Origin of the sequence: Planococcus massiliensis (assembly GCF_000821325.1) — a bacterium.
Lineage (GTDB): Bacteria > Bacillota > Bacilli > Bacillales_A > Planococcaceae > Planococcus > Planococcus ruber.
In genome coordinates this window covers 2,300,501-2,317,131 of record NZ_CCXS01000001.1, presented here as the reverse complement: position 1 = coordinate 2,317,131, position 16,631 = coordinate 2,300,501, and the positions used below count along the sequence as shown (strand labels likewise).

Sequence of the window (16,631 nt, the reverse complement as noted above, 5' to 3'; positions counted from 1 at the left end):
TATGATTTATAAAAAAGATGCTAATTTCCCTTATCCAATACTTTCTTCGAATTCTTTCGCTTATGAAGAAAGTGATTTTACAATCAAGATAAGCTTTGAAGAAGACAGCGAGATTTATCGTTTTAAGGTGGAAGAACAGCTTTCGTCTCCATTTATTAAAAGCTTGCTTTTGCGGGGGATGGCACAGTATGTATTGGTCATTCAGTCGAAGGATACGAAGTTTTTCACTTTAGAGACGAATCATTTACAGGTAGAAATTGCGAAAAACCGCATGTCTTTATCGAGCCGCACATCAATTCAACTTCATATTGTTGCAAAATCAGCAGTTAACTTTGGGGAAAATCAAGAGCTGAATAGCTTCTATAACAATTTTAAGAGTTCTATCGATGTCCCTAAATTTTCTATGCTGGGCTTCTCAAACATCGTCATTTTTGAAGGAGGCATGAAAAATCCGTTGGATATCTTTGAGAAACGACTAGATCCAAGCCTAAAATCAGCTATCAAATTTGAATTAGGTTCTGAATGCATTATCCTCCACTTCCGAGATGAGGAGACGCAATTCCACTCAATGTCCAAAGGAAGTGCTTTTATCAATCCTTATTTATACACAGGATTGCGAATGGCTCTAGAGCGGTTCGTTCAAAGCTATGCAGATGAAGATGACGATTTAGTAGAGTTGCTTCAAATCCCTCAACCTGAGGATTTATTAGATTTCAAACTCTATAACCTGATGGTGAGCAAGGGAATAGAATCACTTGATAACGAAAATATTGATGAAGTTATAGGCCGCATATCTCACCAAATCGTCGAGAAATATGTGAAAGCTATAAAGGAGCTAACAATCCATGAAGATTAGACTTTTAAAAGAAGGATACAAAGGCGATGAGCAACTCTACCTGGCATTTAAAAACGGCGAAGTAAATGATGATTCGTTTTTTTCAGAGGAGATTGTTGAAACCGGAGAGGCACCTGATTTTCCTTTTTATATGGGAAAAGGATCAGAAGAAAAACGAAAAGCTGACTTTTTGGCAGCTTTTCAAGTGATTGCTAATCATTATGTGAAGCTAGATCGCGATATTCATTTTGACGAGCGTTTTTGGCACTCCTTATTAATTACAAAAAAGCGTGCGTATATATTAGAAAATTATCCCCAAGCTTTGGATAATTATCGCGAGTTTTGCAATATCGTAATTAAAGTATTTGACTGGGAAAACTATATTTATAAATGTATTCTGGCGGTCGAGTATGTGGAAGATTCAAAAGAACAAGCTTTTTCGAAGGAGCAATATTACGAGTTGATCATAGAGAACCTCGATATCTTTAACTACCTCATTAAGTATTCCATCTTCAGAAACGGTGAGTTTTTAATTAAGGTATTGACGGTCATCCATAATTTAGGACTGAGCGAAATCTTAAAAGCTAAAATCACGGATCGGCCAGATTTAGGAAAAGATGAACGATACGGAAGACGTGTAATTTTTGAGTTGAATAAAGCTTATCCCGTATTGATGTCTCCATTGCTGGATGTTAAAGAACTGGAAGTGGAATTTTTAAAAGCACTTGGAAACTATTACGACGTCACAGGAGATAAAAAAGAGGAAGAAGTTCCTCCAAGCAAACCCAGTTTGTTGAAGAGGTTTGCAAATATATATCGATAAGTGAACAGAAAAATGTATTTTTTCTACTTTTGTTTTAAGTCGTTCTCCAGTAGGAGTCCGGCTTTTTTATTATATAAATTTATTCCCTTTAAATTCTCTAGTGCTTTTACAGTTCCTCCTTTTACAGGAACCTATTTCAATTCTTTCAGTCTAATAATCAAAGAGATTTTTAAATTACAAAACGCACTTTAGCAATATCCATCAAAAATCCATTCTCCATTTTCGGTATGATCATTTTGAGGTGAACAGGATGCAGTACAGTGAAGTGACGCAAAGGACGATTTCGTATATTGAATGCCGGCTGCAGGAAGAACTTCCGCTCGATTCGTTTCCGCGAGCCGTCGGGTATTCGAAATACCATTTGCTGCGGGTGTTCAAAGAAGAGACCGGCAGGACGATTGGCGAATACATCCGGATGCGCCGGTTAGCGATGGCTTCGATGCTTCTTTTGTACAGCGATGAATCGATTATCGCGATTGCTTTTCAGCTTCATTTTCAGTCGCAGGAAGCCTTTACACGGGCATTCAAAGATGCGTATGCTGTGCCGCCTGGCAAATACCGAAAACTGATGCGAGCTGTCAGAATGATGGAGGAGGAAGAAATGATGGCGACAAGTGAACACGTAAAAGGGTGGAGTTTGAGCGGATCGAATCCAGAGTTGTATGAATTGATGACGGATTCAGCGGTGTGCCATACGGGAATGAAATCCGGCTTATTATACGCCAAAGAAGTCGTAAATGAGCAGCAATTTGCAACGATGATGCAAGGGTTTCAGACGCGTGAATTTATTGGCAAACGGATTAAGCTTTCCTGTTTTTTGAAAACGGAACAGGCAGATAAATGTGGAGCTTGGCTTCGAATCGATAACGCTTCGGGGGATACGGTCCAGTTCGATAATATGGACAATCGGTCGATTCAAGGCACCACCGATTGGAATCATTACTCGATTGTGCTCGAGGTCCCGGAAGACAGCGCATCCATCCATTTCGGCGTTTTGCTGATTGGCGGCGGCAAAGTGTGGGCGGACGGTTTCCGCTTTGAAGAAGTGGGGCAGAACGTGCCGACGACCAATATGCTTTCGGAAGCACAGTTGCCAGCGCAGCCGGTTAATTTAGACTTTAGCGAATGAAGGGGAAATGAGGGGGATCAGATGAAGCAATTTTGGAAGCTGAATGCAGTAAGCATGCTATATGCACTTATGATCGCTATCCCCGTTGAATTAATGTTGAATGTTTACAGAATCAGCCGGGTTGGGAACATGGAAATCGGGACGGTAAATAGCTTGACTGGAATCATCTTGCTTCTTGAAATGACGTTGGGTACGCTACTATTCTATAAGCTCATCCAGAAGTGGTTGGGAAGGAAGAATTCAAACTACTGGACCGTTATTTTGTGGCTGCCTTATTTTGTTCTGTACCTTTACGGGTTTGCTACGCTTTTCCCCATAAGCTATGGAGGCGATATGCCAAATCCTGCTTCGGGTCTTATGATAATAGCGGGACTTTTCGTATATCCATTTTACATCCTCATCCTTACATCAGCTGCATTGCCGATTGACTATGGAAAAAAAGACGAAGCCGATTCGCTACTCAATTGAAGTTTATACAGAATACCCCAGTTCAATGGAACTGGGGTATTTATATAGTGGAAGTTGGGTTTCTTTCTAAAAAATAATGAGAATTCTTATGGAATATTATGTTATTCTTAGCTATAAAAGGGGGCTTTCGATTGAAGAAATTAGGGTTAGCTTTAGCAGCCACATTGTTCGTTTCAAGTTTTTCCGCATCTCCATCTTCAGCAGCCGGATTTCCCGATGTGAGCGACACCAATCGCTTCCATAAAGAAATCCAGTATCTTTCGGATGAAGGAGTCATTACCGGTTTTACGGATGGAAAATTTCAGCCGAAAGCGGGGGTGACGCGCGGGCAGGCGGCGATCATGCTTGGCAAAGCGCTTGGCTATTCTGCCGAGAAGCAAAATACACCATTTAAAGATGTAGACGCTTCTATCGTTTCGAGCGGCTATATTGAAAAGCTTGTAAAAGAAGGCATCATCAGCGGCTATCCGGACGGCACGTTCAAACCGGCTAAAACGGTGACGCGGGCGGAAATGGCGATTTTCATTTCCCGTGCGTTTGATTGGGACTATGAAGGCGAACCGGAATATTTCTTTGATGTCCAAAAAGGGATGAAAGCTTACCATGCAATTCAGAAGCTATCCGCATGGGGCGTTGCAGCGGGCTATGAGCAAAGCATGTTCCGCCCGGCTGAAACGCTGACGCGGGAACAGTTTGCGGCATTCACTGCACGGGCGATGAATTTAAACGAATTCGGTGTTGGTCCTGATGAAGTGGAAGTGGCGTTCCTCGATGTCGGGCAAGGCGATGCGACATATGTAGAGTACGCAGACGGGCGGGCGGTCCTCATTGATGCCGGCCCCAATGCGGAACAGATCAGCCGTGCTTTAAAAGAAATCGGTGCGCGTCCAATCGATGCGCTGATTTTGACACATCCGGATCCTGAACATATGGGCGGAGCCGCGTGGGTAATTGAGAACTATGGCGTCCAAAAAGTTTATGAAAGCGGATTGCCGATAGATCCGGTTGTTTTCAAAGATTACGAAAATGCGATTCAACAAAATAACGTCGCTGTAAAAACCGCAAAAACCGGTGACAACCTGTCACTGGATGCTTCAGTTGCGATTCAAGTCCTCCATGCAGACCCGAAAGCGGAAACTGCGGATGACGGCGGAATGGTCTTGAAAATGACGAGCGATTTATGGGATTTTCTCTTAGCTGGAGATGCGACGCCGGAAGTCCAGCAGCACTTGGTCGATAAATACGACTTGAAAGCGGACGTGTTGCAAGTGCCGCATCACGGAGAAGAAACCTATTACACTTATCCGCTGATTGATGAAGTAAAAGCGCGAATGGCGATCCTGTCCTATTCCGGGAAGCCAGACGACAGCGTCGTGAATGACCTTCGGGCAAGCGGGTCGGATATTTACGATACGCATAATCAAGGCAATGTCATCTACGTGATCACCGATGAATTCATGCGGATGAATGTGAACCGCTACTTATTTGGCTATGGCCAGCTCGTTCCGGATATTCGCATTGTGAAGAAAGATTTGAAAGCGGAAGTGGTCACGCTGACGAACTACGACCGGGTGAATGCCGACATGACCGGATTCACTTTGGTCAGTGTGAAAGGCAACGAAACCTTTAAATTCCCGGATGGTTTTATTCTCCGCTCGGGCCAGAGCGTTGATATCACTTCTGGGCCGAACGCTGTCCATCAGCCGCCAAAAAGCTTGAAGTGGACGAATGCCGAAGTATGGGACGATCGCGGAGATGCTGCGAAACTGTTTGAATTCCCAAGTTCGATGCTGGATGAAATGCCTTAACTGAATGAAAAATGGTAGCCGCTTTCTTGAGTCTAATCACTCAAGAAAGCGGCTTTTTTTGAAGATTTAATGCGTCTCGTTTAAAGGGGAAATGGGAGGGTAATCTACTATTGTCGAATTCAATCACAAAATTTACCCACTAGGAGGAGCTTATGGAATATATCTATCTAGGAAAATCAGGAATGCGGGTTCCAAAATACATACTGGGGACGGTCCCGTTCAGCGGAACGAACGGCTTTGAAGCAGCAGGGGATGTCAAAGAAGATTTGGCCCGGCGCATGGTCGACATGTCGCTGGAGGCCGGCATCAATATGTTTGATACCGCAAATCTCTATTCAAAAGGCGACGCTGAGCGCGTGCTGGGAGCGGCAATCAAAGGACGCCGCGACCAAGTATTGCTCACGTCGAAAACCGGATTTCCGCTGAGCGACAATCCGAATGTGCGCGGAGCTTCCCGCAATAATATCTTATCTTCAATCGATCAAACCTTGGAGCGGCTCGGAACAGATTACCTTGACCTGTATTTCGTCCATTTATGGGACGGGCAGACGCCGGTCGAAGAAACGGTGGAAACGATGACGCAATTAGTGAAGTCCGGCAAGATCCGCCATTGGGGCGTTTCGAATTACAGCGGCTGGGCACTTGCACGAACGGTGACCATTGCGGAGCAAAATGGGTTTATTCCGCCGATTACCCAGCAAATCTACTACACGCCGGAAGCGCGGGAAGCGGAGTATGAACTGCTGCCGGCTGGGAAAGAGCTTGGGGTCAGTTCCATGATCTGGAGCCCGCTTGGTGAAGGCTTGCTGAACGGGAAGATCGGGCGCAACAAAACAGCGCCAGAAAACACCCGGCAAGGTGCCGGATGGCCGGAGCCGTGGGTGCAGGACCAGGAACGTCTTTATCAGGTCATTGATGCCTTGGAGGAAGTGGCGGCGAACCACAACGCCTCGGTCCCGCAAATCGCCTATGCATGGGTCCGCGACCGTCCAAATGTCGGGCCGATTGTCATTGCTGCGCGAAACGAAGAACAATTGAAAGAGAATATCGCTTCGTTTGACATTCAATTGACGGAAGAAGAGCAGGATAAAATCGAGGCCGTGGCACGTCCGGTGCCGATTTATCCGCTTTGGCACCGCGCCATGAGCGCACCAGACATGGGCAGCCCTTCTGAAATTCCGTACTTGAACGGCTACCGGAAATCGATGGGAATCGACGAATAAAAGAAGTACCGCATTCAAAACCTGTATTCAGGTGTTGGGTGCGGTTTTTTCTTTTGATTAGCCAGAATTTTACTCATGCAGTAGACTGGTGAAACAGGGAGTAGGATTTTTGGAGTTTCCTATGAGGCGGAGAGGAAGAGGCAATTGAAAACAGAAGAATTATTGAATCTCATCAAAATGAAAACGGTCGAAGGCGTTGTGCCTCATAATATAGAAGGAATTCAAATGGATTCCCGGCTTGTCCAACCAGGAGATATATTTGTCTGCATTGCAGGCTATACCGTTGATGGCCATGAATTTGCCTTGGATGCGGTGAACCGGGGCGCTTCATTGATCATTGCAGAAAATGAAATCAGCCAGGTGCCGGACAATGTTTGTGTGGTCCGGGTAAAAGATTCGGCTAAAGTGCTCGCGCGTTTCGCTCATCATCTTCATGGCTACCCTGCAGCCAGACTTTCCACCATTGGCGTGACCGGAACGAACGGCAAAACGACGGTTTCGCATCTGATCCATGAATTGTTGGAGAAAGCCGGGCAACAATCAGCGGTAGCCGGAACGCTCGGGTTCCGTTCAGCAGATGACTGGCGCTCAACGCGGAACACCACGAGCGATGTCCTGACCAACTTGAAAATGTTGAAAAGAGCGGCCGAAAGCGGTTGTTCTGCGATGATTTTTGAAACCTCTTCCCAAGGACTCGTGAACGGAAGGATGTGGGGAGTTGATATGGATATCGCGGTCTTCACCAACCTGAGCCACGACCACTTGGATTTCCATAAGTCGATGGAAAGCTACGGACATGCGAAAGGGCTTTTATTTTTGCAGCTGGGGCAAGACGTGGGGAAAGCCAAATTCGCCGTCTTGAATCAGGATGATTCCTGGTCTGCGCGATTTTCGCAAATGACGCCTTTTGAAACCATCAGCTACGGGCTATCGGAAGAGGCCGATTTTCAGGCGAGCGGAATTCGGTACACGGAACAAGGGACGGAATTTCAGCTTCATTCGCCCGAAGGGGTCTTTGCTGTGAAAACGGCTTTTATCGGGAAATTCAATGTGTATAATGTGCTCGCAGCCATTGCTGCTTTGTATGCATACGGATTGGAAATCGAAGCGATCCTTGCACATTTGCCGGAAGTCTATCCGGTGGAAGGGCGTATGGAGAAATTGACATCTTCAGATGGGCCAACTGTCTACATCGATTATGCGCATACACCGGATGCCATAAAAAAAGCGATCGACAGTCTGTTGCCATTTAAAAAAGGCAGACTGATTATCCTCATTGCCGGGGGGAATTACCGCGATCAGCTCAAACGGCCGATCATGGCGGAAAAAGCGTCCGTGGCCGATTATGTCATCATCACGACCAACAATCCGGGGCAAGAGCCAAGCAGTGAAATTCTCAAAGCTTATGAAAAAGGGATGCTTCACCGCCGCTACACGTTGATCGCAGAAAGGGCAGAAGCGGTCCGGCATGCCATTGACATGGCCGAGAAAGACGATCTTGTCTTGTTGACGGACAAAGGGCATGAAACAACCTTGCTCGTTGGCGATCGCTATTTGCCTTATGACGAGAAAGAAATTGTTTTGGCGCAGCTCGCTCTTCATGCAGCAAAAAAGAACGCATAAATTAAATCCAAAAAGAATGCAAGAAGCATCGATTCAGTTCTGGAAAAGAGCATGGATTCGATGCTTTTTTGATTGGAGCAGAAACGCATTTAACCATTTCACATTTTTTCCAAATTTAGCTGTCGAATTAAAAGAATTATTGCTAAAATTAGAGAAATGAAATATTTAACATCTTTTTGAAACTTTGGGAGTTGTTTTCCCATTTACTGCTAAAGCCGAGGTGCAGACATGAAAATTTTAGTCATTATTATCACTACTGCTGCAGTTGAAACAGCAGTGCTCTGGGCAATATCTCTATTTTTTGATTGGCATTTCATCGATATCATGCTGCTTGGCGGACTGTTGATATTCGGAGCTATTTGGCTTCTGCAGCTTTACTCCAATCAAACCAACAACCACTACCACGCATTTTCAAGGATCGATAACAGGCAGGAAACGCCGCAAGCCGTACCGTTCTATTTTAAAATTTCTCCGTTGATCTATGGCCTGCTGCTATTCAACTTGATGAGTTTTGTCATCACGGTTGTGAAGTTTTATCCGTATTTTATTGATTGACCTAACTATTTTTCTTAAGCAAAGGAAGCGTTCGGTATGGCTAAGACCAATGTTAAAATTGCAGCTCTCCTCATCTTGATTTTATTTTCTTTAATAGGCTGTTCGGAAGATAAAAAGAAAGATGCGTATCAGGAAGGGAAGCCTACTTTTTCGTTCGAGCACGAGGAGCAGGAGTTTACGGTAGTGAATTATTTGCCGGCTATGGAGGAGTTTATCAAAGCGGCAGAGGCGGATCCGGATAATAAAGACGAACTCTACAAAAAGATCGTTCATGGCAGCCTTCGTGATCATGGATTGGGCTATAGCATTTTGGAGGAATGGATATTCGCCGTGCCTTTTGATTTAGCAAAATTGGAGGCTAGTGTGACGGAGTTAACCGAGCAAAAAGAACAGTATGAAGAAGCCATTAAAGAAGCGCTCGTGTTATCGGCCGATCTTCTGCCAGGTGAAAATAAAACGATACATGTTTTTCCAGCGTTGCCTGAGTTTGCGAGATCGATGGAAGAAGTGGATTATGTAACAGGATTTGTCTGGGAACAAGGCGACATGGTCCTTTTACTTGACCCGCGTTTTAATGAAGATTCGCTAAAGCAAACGGTAGCCCATGAATACCATCATATGGTTTACGAAGAAAAGCAAAAAAATCTTTTATTCACGGTGGCTGAAAGATCGGTGATGGAAGGGAAAGCAGATGTGTTTGCGAAAATGATTTATCCGGATCAGATTCCGCCATGGGCAAGCTTTTCATCGGAATATGAAAAAGCGAATGCAATTGAAAATTTCAAAGCATTTAACCAATCGGCGGATCCGGAAATAATCATGGAGTTCCATAACGGGAGCCCCGTGAAACAAATTCCGCAATGGGCCCATTACAAAGTTGGAAACGACATGGTCCAGACGTATTTGAGCGAACATCAAGAAATGTCCATTCCAGAGTGGACTGCTCTGGAGACAGAAGCTTTTTTGAAGAATAGTGGATACCAGGATGGAGAACAGTAAAGAAAAGGCGGCGGTTTGTATCGAGTTCAACGTAGACTACCCATTCATTTATTTTCTAAGAGATCACCGGATCGTCTTCGTTTATGAAATCACTTCAAAAAAAGCCATCAATGCTGAAGTGCTGTTCAATAGCGACCGGTTCAGAGCAATTGAGATGAGCGAAGAGGAAGCGTTTGAAACGTTTAAGCATGGAGGCAGAATGACGCCGGAAGGAACCAGCTTCTTTATGAAAGAGGATGAGTTAGCGAAGCTTGTGGAACAGATTAATCGAGTGATTGAGGATTATTAAAGAGAAGAAAAGAGGTGGCTAAATGCCAGAAAAAATTGCGGTGTTGGCCGATATTCACGGCAATTATTCAGCGCTTCAGGCGGTGCTGAAAGAAATTGACCAGGATCCAGAAATTTCCCGGATTTATTGCGTGGGCGATATGGTCGGCATCGGCTATGAAACAAACAAAGTATTGGAAATGCTCTGTTCGCGTGATGACGTGACTATGATTTTAGGAAATCATGAAGAGGAGCTGCTAGCCCTTTTAAACGGGGGCGAAGGTGAAAGCCAGGGCGGCGAGCGTGTGCATCATGAATGGCTGCTGGAACGGATGGATAAAAAGTTTATCCCGGTACTCAAAGCGCTCCCAAAAGAGCTGGCGGTGCAGCATGGCAGCAAAACTATGCTGCTGACCCATTATCATTTGGATCCGGCGAAAAACTATTTGCCAATCGATGAAGCGCCGACTTGGGAAAAGTTCGAAACGCTTTATAAGGATTCCGCTGCGCAACTCGTATGCTTCGGCCACCATCATCCGGTCCATTATTTCTCGACTAACTCGAGAACCTATTTGAATCCTGGCTCTCTTGGCTGCAGCAATTGGCCTTATGCCCGGTATGCGACCGTGTCGTTTAACGGAGCGATCGAAGTGGAATTGAAGGAAGCAGCTTATGACAATAAAGAATTTTTAGCTGGATACGAAAAGCTGAAAGTGCCGGAAAGAGAGTTTATCTTAAACGTATTTCACGGCAATCAGCATTTGCTTTAAAAAGAACTCTATTACCGCTCCTTGCGCCTTGAAAGGGAATGAACATGAAAACAATCTATAGTTTCGAAACGGCGAAAGCCTATGAAAAGTATCGAGACATTACAGAAAGCTTCAATCGGCGCTTATTGGATTACCAAAAACTATTGGAAAAAGACTTTGCCTTGACCGAGCTGCCAAAAGCCATTGTCTGGACTTCTGCGGAACTGGCAACGACCGTTTTTTCAGAAGTGCCGATCCCTGCGTTTACGAATAAAGACATTATTTATATGTCACCGGATCTTGCAGAATGGCGACAGCTTTTCCTCAAGCAATTGGACGGCAAAGACTTGCCGCATATCGAGCGGTTCTATGCGGACTACTCGGAAAATCAGCTGTTCACCATCGCAGCGCATGAGCTGACGCATCATTCCGATTTATTTGTGGATGAATTTGAGGGTGAACGCGATGACAGCATTTGGTTTGAAGAAGGCATGTGCCAATATTTGCCGCGAAAATTCGTATTGAACCCGGCAGAATTTGATGAAATTACAGCGATTGAAAGCGAATTGGTGAAGGTATTCACGGAAGACTACGGCGGGCGTTCGCTTGATGATTTTGGAAGTGCCTCCTATTTGGGGAGCTTGTCCAGTATCATGTTTGATTATTGGCGGAGTTTTCTTGCGGTGAAAGAACTCATAGAAGGCCGTTTTAACAATGACATTCAGGCGGTATTTGAACAATATCGGCAATGGCATGAAGGCGGGTGGAAAATACCTTTGACTGCGTTCTTCGGAATTGGCGAATAAAAAAGAATAGGAAGTTAAAAGATGATCAATCCATTAAAATTACAAGAAGCCATTAGGCATGCGGAAGTGGAAACACCGGTATTTCTCGGAGAAGGGGCTTGGCATCATGCCTGGAAAGTGCGAAAAGATGGAAGCGACTGGGTGCTGCGGATTCCGAAAGAAATAGCTTATGGCCAACCGGTCCCGTTTGATGAGGCTGCTTTAAAGGCAGAGTACGGTGGAACCCAGCTTTACTACGCAGCTGTCAATCAAGCGGTAAAGGGGGCAGCGCCTATGCATTATTCCTTTTATGTAACGGAAGAGCTTACATATACACGGGAATCTTTTGTTGGAACCGCCATTGATCTTGCAGAGCTGAAGCATGAAGCTGCTTTTCAAGTAGGCCAGAACATTGGCGAAATCTACCGAAAGACGGAGAAAATCCCTCATGGATTATCGGGCTACGGTTTTCTTGCGTGGTCTAAGGAAGATGGGCTCCGGGGCAGTATCGAAGGAGATGCGCAGCAAGGATTGAAAGAAGAAAGTGAAGAGCAATTGGCGGATTATGGAACTTTGTGCCGGGATTTCCCGGAATTCCGAAGCGAAGCGGTCGAGAAGGCAATCCATTGGGCGGCAGAACTCAGGCAGCAAAGATTTACCATCCCGCTTCTCACCAACCAGGATGCTTCACCAGAAAATATATTGATGAACGGCACTCAAGTCTGCCTGATTGATCCTTATCCAATTCTCTATTATCCAAGGGGAATGGCCGGCAATTTTATGAACTTATACGAAACTTATTTTGTTTCGCTTGCCGCCACCGAGCGATACAGAAAACATCGATTTGACGTACACGAAGCGAAGATGAAAGCGATCGCTGAAGGTTTTTTAACTGGATACAGCGACGGCATTCCAGAAATTGTCCGCGAAGTCAGAGGTGAACAAGTGCTGCAAGTACTTGAATCGGCTTTTAGCCATCTGCAATTACTGGAAGGAGAGCTGTCAAAAGAAGCTGAAATCCGTTTTGGCACGAAGGAAGATATAGCTGGCCGGTTGCAGCTATTCTTAAAGGAGCTCGAACGATTGGCAGCAATCAATCAACAAATATAGCTCACTCGAAAATTGCCGGAAGGACAGGAGTTATGTCATGAATAGATTAGCCATCATCACTGTCGGCAAAACACATAGCGGAAAATCGACATTTGCGAAGTATCTTGAAAAAAGGTTGGCCAATTCGATTGTTGTCGACCAAGACAATCATGCAGAAATTCTTCTAAATTATTATCCCGCATTGATTCCTGAAATAGGACCGAATGAAATCAAATTTGCCTTGACCCGGACTATCGTCGATTACGTAGTAAATCAAACCGATTGCCATCTCATTTTGTGCAATTCGAATCGAAATGCTAAAAGCAGGGCAGCGCTTTTAATGTATTACCGGGAAAATGGTTTTACAACCGTTGTTGTCAACTTTGACATTCCAGATGAAATTTTAAAAGAGCGGATCGAATCCAGCCGGCGAGATACGGCCATTCTTCGGACTGTTTCATCTTTTAGAGAAGTGCTGGCCCAGCAAAAGGACGATTGTGGGATAACAGAGACTGAAAAGGACATTGATTATTTATTTACCATACAAAGCGAGTTTGACTTTAATAAAGCCATTTCTGAAATTTTAAAGATTCGCTAATAAAAGAAGGAGCGGAACCGTATGGGTTCAAGAATCATGCATTTGATTATTGCAGATAAAGTTTCAAAACGTTTAGAAATGAGCGATACCTCAGAAGTTTTATTAGGCGGCATTGCACCAGACGCCGTTTTTGGACGTGCGCGAAAAGACGCGTCGCATTTCTTTGGAGGAGATTTAGATGACGGCACGCGATTTGCGGACTATCACGCTTTCAAAGAAAAACACCCGCAAGCTTTGGAAGAGGCATTCGGGCTTGGCTACTTTATTCATTTGATCGCAGACGATGTCTGGCTCAAACGAATTTATTTCAAGAACGACTTGAAGAAACGGGTGGACCAGGACCCAAGTTTATTGGATAGATGGCACAGCGATTTCCCGAAGTTGAATGGGCGGTTGCTTGAACAATACGGCGCTAGCGATTTACTTGAGAATTTAGTGGACGCTACTCTTTTGGAGAGTCCTATAGACGAGATCGATATGGGAGACTTGCGCCAATTCAAAGAAGAGGCGCTTAGCGACTTTAACTATCCGAAAGACGAGCTTGTAAGGAAATTGGAAGTGTATTCGTGGAATGAGATACTGTTATACATAGAAGAAGCAGCGGAGAAAGCGATAGAGGAATGTACGCTTCTATTAAAAGGGTCTGCACGTTTATAGAAAAATGGAGGCGAGACGATGAAAAAGTTTATTTTCATATTCGGTCCGCAAGCTGTCGGAAAAATGACCGTCGGCCAAGAGCTCGCGGCACTTACTCATTTAAAACTTTTCCATAACCACATGACCATCGACTTATTGGAGCCTTTGTACGGATTCACAGAGGAAATGTGGCGGCTCAACGCGCTGTTTCGCCGGCAGATTTTCGAAAGCTTTGCGGGCAGCGAAGCGTATGGAATGATTTTCACGAAGCTCTGGTATTTTGACAAGCAAGAGGACTGGGACGAAGTGGAGTGGATGTGTACGCTTTTCAAGTCGCATGGCGTCGAGCTTTATTTTGTGGAGTTGGAAGCAGATACGGAGGAGCGCCTCATCCGCAATAAAACAGCGCACCGGCTAGCACACAAGCCGACGAAACGGAACACGGAACAGTCGGAACAGCATCTGCTCCATACGATGCAGCACAACCGGGTGAATTCTGTCGAAGGGGAAATCACAGAAGCGAATTATTTGCGGATCAATAATACCGCGTTGAGTGCAAAAGAAACAGCGACTTTAATCAAGAGGCAATTTTCTTTGTAAAGGAGGGGACGATCATGCCGTTGACTGTCTGGAAAGGCGCCGCTGCGGTGGTGGTGGAAGAAGGTCGAATGCTGATGATCAAATCAAAAGAAACCAATGCGTGGAGCATTCCGTCAGGCGGTTTAGAAGAAAGCGAAACACCGGAACAGGCTTGCATCCGTGAAGTTTGGGAAGAAACAGGATATAAAGTTGCTATCCATGAGGAGTTGCCGGTTAAAAGAACGCAGATTGGAGATTACGATGTCACGACCCATTATTTTCTTTGTGAAAAGATAGCGGGTTTTATTTCGTATCAGGACCCTGACGCAGAAGTGGAAGAAATCGGGTGGAAAACAGCTGAAGAAATCAGCGGATTGGTCCATAATTATCCGGAAGACGTGGAGATGCTTGTGTCGCTTGTTCAAAAATCGGTAGGGGAAGAAGTTTAAATGAGAGACCGGAGTGCAGTGGTCATCATTCAAAACAATCGGGTCGCATTAATCAAACGCGCGCGGACCGATTCAATCTACTACGTCTTTCCGGGCGGCGGCATCGAACCCGGAGAAACTCCGGTAGCGGCAGCGAAACGGGAAGCGTGGGAAGAACTTGGCGTAAAAGTCGAAATCCAGGAATGCTTGGCCGAAGTGGCATTTAACGGCACCCAGTATTTCTTCCAGGCAATCATTCTGGAAGGGGAATTTGGTACAGGGAGCGGCGAAGAGTTTAGTGATCCACAAAGAGGAACCTATGAGCCAGTATGGGTGGAGCTGAATGAGCTGGTTCACTTAGACGTGAAACCGAGGAGCATGTCTAATAGCATACAAAAAGGGAGGAAGAGAAACGGAAATTAAGTTTCTCTTCTTTTTTTACATTTCTTTTAGTAAAACTGTAACAATATAGAAAGCAAGACGTGTTACATAGAGAAAAGATAAAGGGGGAGCGAATGAAAAAGCAGCAGTTGGAAACTCTTTATGAAAACTATTCAAAGCCCCTTTATTATTTTTTATGGAAAATGTCCGGTTCGTCTCATTTAGCTGAGGACCTGACACAGGAGACGTTCGTTCGCGCGACAATTTCCCTCCATACTTATGAGGGGGAAGAAGCACGCGCCTGGCTGTTCAAAGTGGCGAGGAATATTTACATTGACGAATGGCGGAAACGGAAACGCAGACAAGCGATTCCGTTCCTGAACTTGTTTTATTCAAACGAAGAAATGATCAGCCCTTACGGATTGCCGGAAGAATCTGTTTTAGCACAAGAATCGGCGGGCGATTTAAACGAATTGTTGAGCTTTTTGCCGGAGCATTACCGGACGATTCTGTATTTGCGGGAAGTTGAACAATTTACATACGCCGAGATCCAGGAAGCGATGGATCTGTCGGAAGGCCAAGTAAAGGTCAATTTGTACCGGGCACGGAAAAAGTTGGAGGCAATCGGAAAAAAGAGAGGGTGGCAGGATGAGCGAATGGAATAAAGAATTGGAAAAGAAAATATTGAAAAAATCGCGCTTTACATTGACGATCCGGATTTTGCGGATTTTTGTCTTGTGCATGCTGGTGTATGGGATTTATACGATTTTGTTGAATGTGTTTTCGGATCGTTTTCACTTTGCCGAAGAAAATGATTTTAACACGAAGCTGGCTTTGGAATGGAAGACACCGAATGTTAGAGGAACATTTGACTACAAAGCAGATGGAATTTCTTTTTTCGGAACAACAGAAGTCACGTACCCGATTGTCAAAAAAGTGGGGAAAGAAGACCTGGTTATCGGGGAAGCAAAAGCCGTCAAGCGTTTAAGCGACACCAACTCGTATATTGAGTACCAAACCCCTGGAAAGGATCAGCTTAACTTTTTCCCTTTCTTTTATCCGGAAGACCCAAGAACTGGAGACAAACTAGAGGCGAATCCTGAGCCAGACGTATGGAAGACTTTAGACATGCTGCATGAAGGGATTGTCGGAGAATTGGCATTCTCAACGGATCGCTTCATGGAGCCCGAAGAATTGATTGAAAGCCTGGAACCTTACGATTTGGACATTCTCTGGATGCAGCTGCATACCGGAGAATACACGGATTTCAGTCCGGGAAGTTCCGGTGGCAGTGCGACAGAAGTAACTGTATATGATGGTATCGGACTGCCGCCTGCCCGGACGATGGCCGAAGATTATTTGTCGAGCACGATGGCGTTTGAACTGGACGCATCATCAATCGAAGAAAGTAAAATTGCGATGCTCGATAATATGGAAAAGCTGATTTCAGATAAATCCACTGATTATCTTGAGTTTTACCTTGGACTTAACAATTTACAAGTTCGTTATGACTACCTGAAAGAAAACGGCTTTATCGTATATGGTGCTGTTGTGACTGGACCTGTGAAAGAATTATTGAAGCTGCAGGATGAGGAATGGGTTCGGGGTGAACAATTAGGCGAAGTCGAATTATGGAACTGGAGTGAGGAATAGCTT

The 16,631-nt window shown here is 44.9% G+C and carries 20 protein-coding genes; all 20 read left to right on the top strand.

Going from position 1 to position 16,631, the window contains the following annotated elements:
- Window position 1 precedes the first annotated feature (1 nt).
- The 20 genes from BN1080_RS11565 to BN1080_RS11465 all read left to right on the top strand — a co-directional run bounded on the left by BN1080_RS11565 (window position 2) and on the right by BN1080_RS11465 (window position 16,628).
- Entirely contained in the window at window positions 2–856 is an 855-nt protein-coding gene (locus tag BN1080_RS11565) for a hypothetical protein (RefSeq protein WP_052652221.1), read from the top strand.
- Window positions 846–1,658: a hypothetical protein gene (locus BN1080_RS11560; RefSeq protein ID WP_052652220.1), complete on the top strand. Its 813-nt coding sequence runs from the start codon at window positions 846–848 to the stop codon at window positions 1,656–1,658. The genes BN1080_RS11565 and BN1080_RS11560 overlap by 11 nt, the downstream gene beginning before the upstream one ends.
- A 250-nt stretch (window positions 1,659–1,908) precedes the next feature.
- Window positions 1,909–2,787, top strand: a complete 879-nt coding sequence (locus BN1080_RS11555; protein ID WP_052652219.1) for a helix-turn-helix transcriptional regulator — start codon at window positions 1,909–1,911, stop codon at window positions 2,785–2,787.
- 21 nt (window positions 2,788–2,808) lie between these two features.
- Window positions 2,809–3,255 carry a hypothetical protein gene (locus BN1080_RS11550; protein WP_052652218.1) on the top strand — a complete coding sequence of 149 codons (447 nt, stop codon included), beginning with the start codon at window positions 2,809–2,811 and terminating at the stop codon, window positions 3,253–3,255.
- A 131-nt stretch (window positions 3,256–3,386) separates the two neighbouring features.
- Complete coding sequence (locus tag BN1080_RS11545) at window positions 3,387–5,063, top strand: S-layer homology domain-containing protein (protein ID WP_052652217.1); 1,677 nt, start codon at window positions 3,387–3,389, stop codon at window positions 5,061–5,063.
- Between the two features lie 152 nt (window positions 5,064–5,215).
- Window positions 5,216–6,286 carry an aldo/keto reductase gene (locus BN1080_RS11540; protein WP_052652216.1) on the top strand — a complete coding sequence of 357 codons (1,071 nt, stop codon included), beginning with the start codon at window positions 5,216–5,218 and terminating at the stop codon, window positions 6,284–6,286.
- Between the two features lie 144 nt (window positions 6,287–6,430).
- On the top strand, window positions 6,431–7,909 hold the full coding sequence (locus tag BN1080_RS11535) for a UDP-N-acetylmuramoyl-L-alanyl-D-glutamate--2,6-diaminopimelate ligase (protein WP_052652215.1): 1,479 nt from the start codon (window positions 6,431–6,433) through the stop codon (window positions 7,907–7,909).
- Between the two features lie 228 nt (window positions 7,910–8,137).
- Window positions 8,138–8,464 carry a hypothetical protein gene (locus tag BN1080_RS11525; RefSeq protein ID WP_052652213.1) on the top strand — a complete coding sequence of 109 codons (327 nt, stop codon included), beginning with the start codon at window positions 8,138–8,140 and terminating at the stop codon, window positions 8,462–8,464.
- Between the two features lie 36 nt (window positions 8,465–8,500).
- Complete coding sequence (locus BN1080_RS11520) at window positions 8,501–9,463, top strand: DUF2268 domain-containing putative Zn-dependent protease (protein ID WP_052652212.1); 963 nt, start codon at window positions 8,501–8,503, stop codon at window positions 9,461–9,463.
- Window positions 9,450–9,752, top strand: coding sequence for a hypothetical protein (locus BN1080_RS11515; protein WP_052652211.1), 303 nt, complete (start codon window positions 9,450–9,452; stop codon window positions 9,750–9,752). The genes BN1080_RS11520 and BN1080_RS11515 overlap by 14 nt, the downstream gene beginning before the upstream one ends.
- A 22-nt stretch (window positions 9,753–9,774) precedes the next feature.
- On the top strand, window positions 9,775–10,500 hold the full coding sequence (locus tag BN1080_RS11510; RefSeq protein WP_052652210.1) for a metallophosphoesterase family protein: 726 nt from the start codon (window positions 9,775–9,777) through the stop codon (window positions 10,498–10,500).
- A 44-nt stretch (window positions 10,501–10,544) separates the two neighbouring features.
- Window positions 10,545–11,285, top strand: coding sequence for a hypothetical protein (locus tag BN1080_RS11505; protein ID WP_052652209.1), 741 nt, complete (start codon window positions 10,545–10,547; stop codon window positions 11,283–11,285).
- Between the two features lie 21 nt (window positions 11,286–11,306).
- Window positions 11,307–12,374 carry a hypothetical protein gene (locus tag BN1080_RS11500; RefSeq protein ID WP_052652208.1) on the top strand — a complete coding sequence of 356 codons (1,068 nt, stop codon included), beginning with the start codon at window positions 11,307–11,309 and terminating at the stop codon, window positions 12,372–12,374.
- Between the two features lie 37 nt (window positions 12,375–12,411).
- Window positions 12,412–12,951: an AAA family ATPase gene (locus tag BN1080_RS11495; RefSeq protein WP_052652207.1), complete on the top strand. Its 540-nt coding sequence runs from the start codon at window positions 12,412–12,414 to the stop codon at window positions 12,949–12,951.
- A gap of 21 nt (window positions 12,952–12,972) precedes the next feature.
- Window positions 12,973–13,608 (top strand): hypothetical protein, encoded by a 636-nt coding sequence (locus BN1080_RS11490; protein WP_052652206.1) that lies wholly within the window; start codon window positions 12,973–12,975, stop codon window positions 13,606–13,608.
- 18 nt (window positions 13,609–13,626) lie between these two features.
- Window positions 13,627–14,187, top strand: a complete 561-nt coding sequence (locus tag BN1080_RS11485; protein ID WP_052652205.1) for an AAA family ATPase — start codon at window positions 13,627–13,629, stop codon at window positions 14,185–14,187.
- A 14-nt stretch (window positions 14,188–14,201) separates the two neighbouring features.
- Window positions 14,202–14,615, top strand: a complete 414-nt coding sequence (locus tag BN1080_RS11480; protein WP_052652204.1) for an NUDIX hydrolase — start codon at window positions 14,202–14,204, stop codon at window positions 14,613–14,615.
- On the top strand, window positions 14,616–15,017 hold the full coding sequence (locus BN1080_RS11475) for an NUDIX hydrolase (RefSeq protein WP_052652203.1): 402 nt from the start codon (window positions 14,616–14,618) through the stop codon (window positions 15,015–15,017).
- Window positions 15,018–15,109: 92 nt separating this feature from the next.
- Complete coding sequence (locus BN1080_RS11470; protein ID WP_052652202.1) at window positions 15,110–15,640, top strand: sigma-70 family RNA polymerase sigma factor; 531 nt, start codon at window positions 15,110–15,112, stop codon at window positions 15,638–15,640.
- Entirely contained in the window at window positions 15,624–16,628 is a 1,005-nt protein-coding gene (locus BN1080_RS11465) for an anti-sigma factor (RefSeq protein WP_052652201.1), read from the top strand. The genes BN1080_RS11470 and BN1080_RS11465 overlap by 17 nt, the downstream gene beginning before the upstream one ends.
- The last annotated feature ends 3 nt before the right edge of the window (window positions 16,629–16,631 follow it).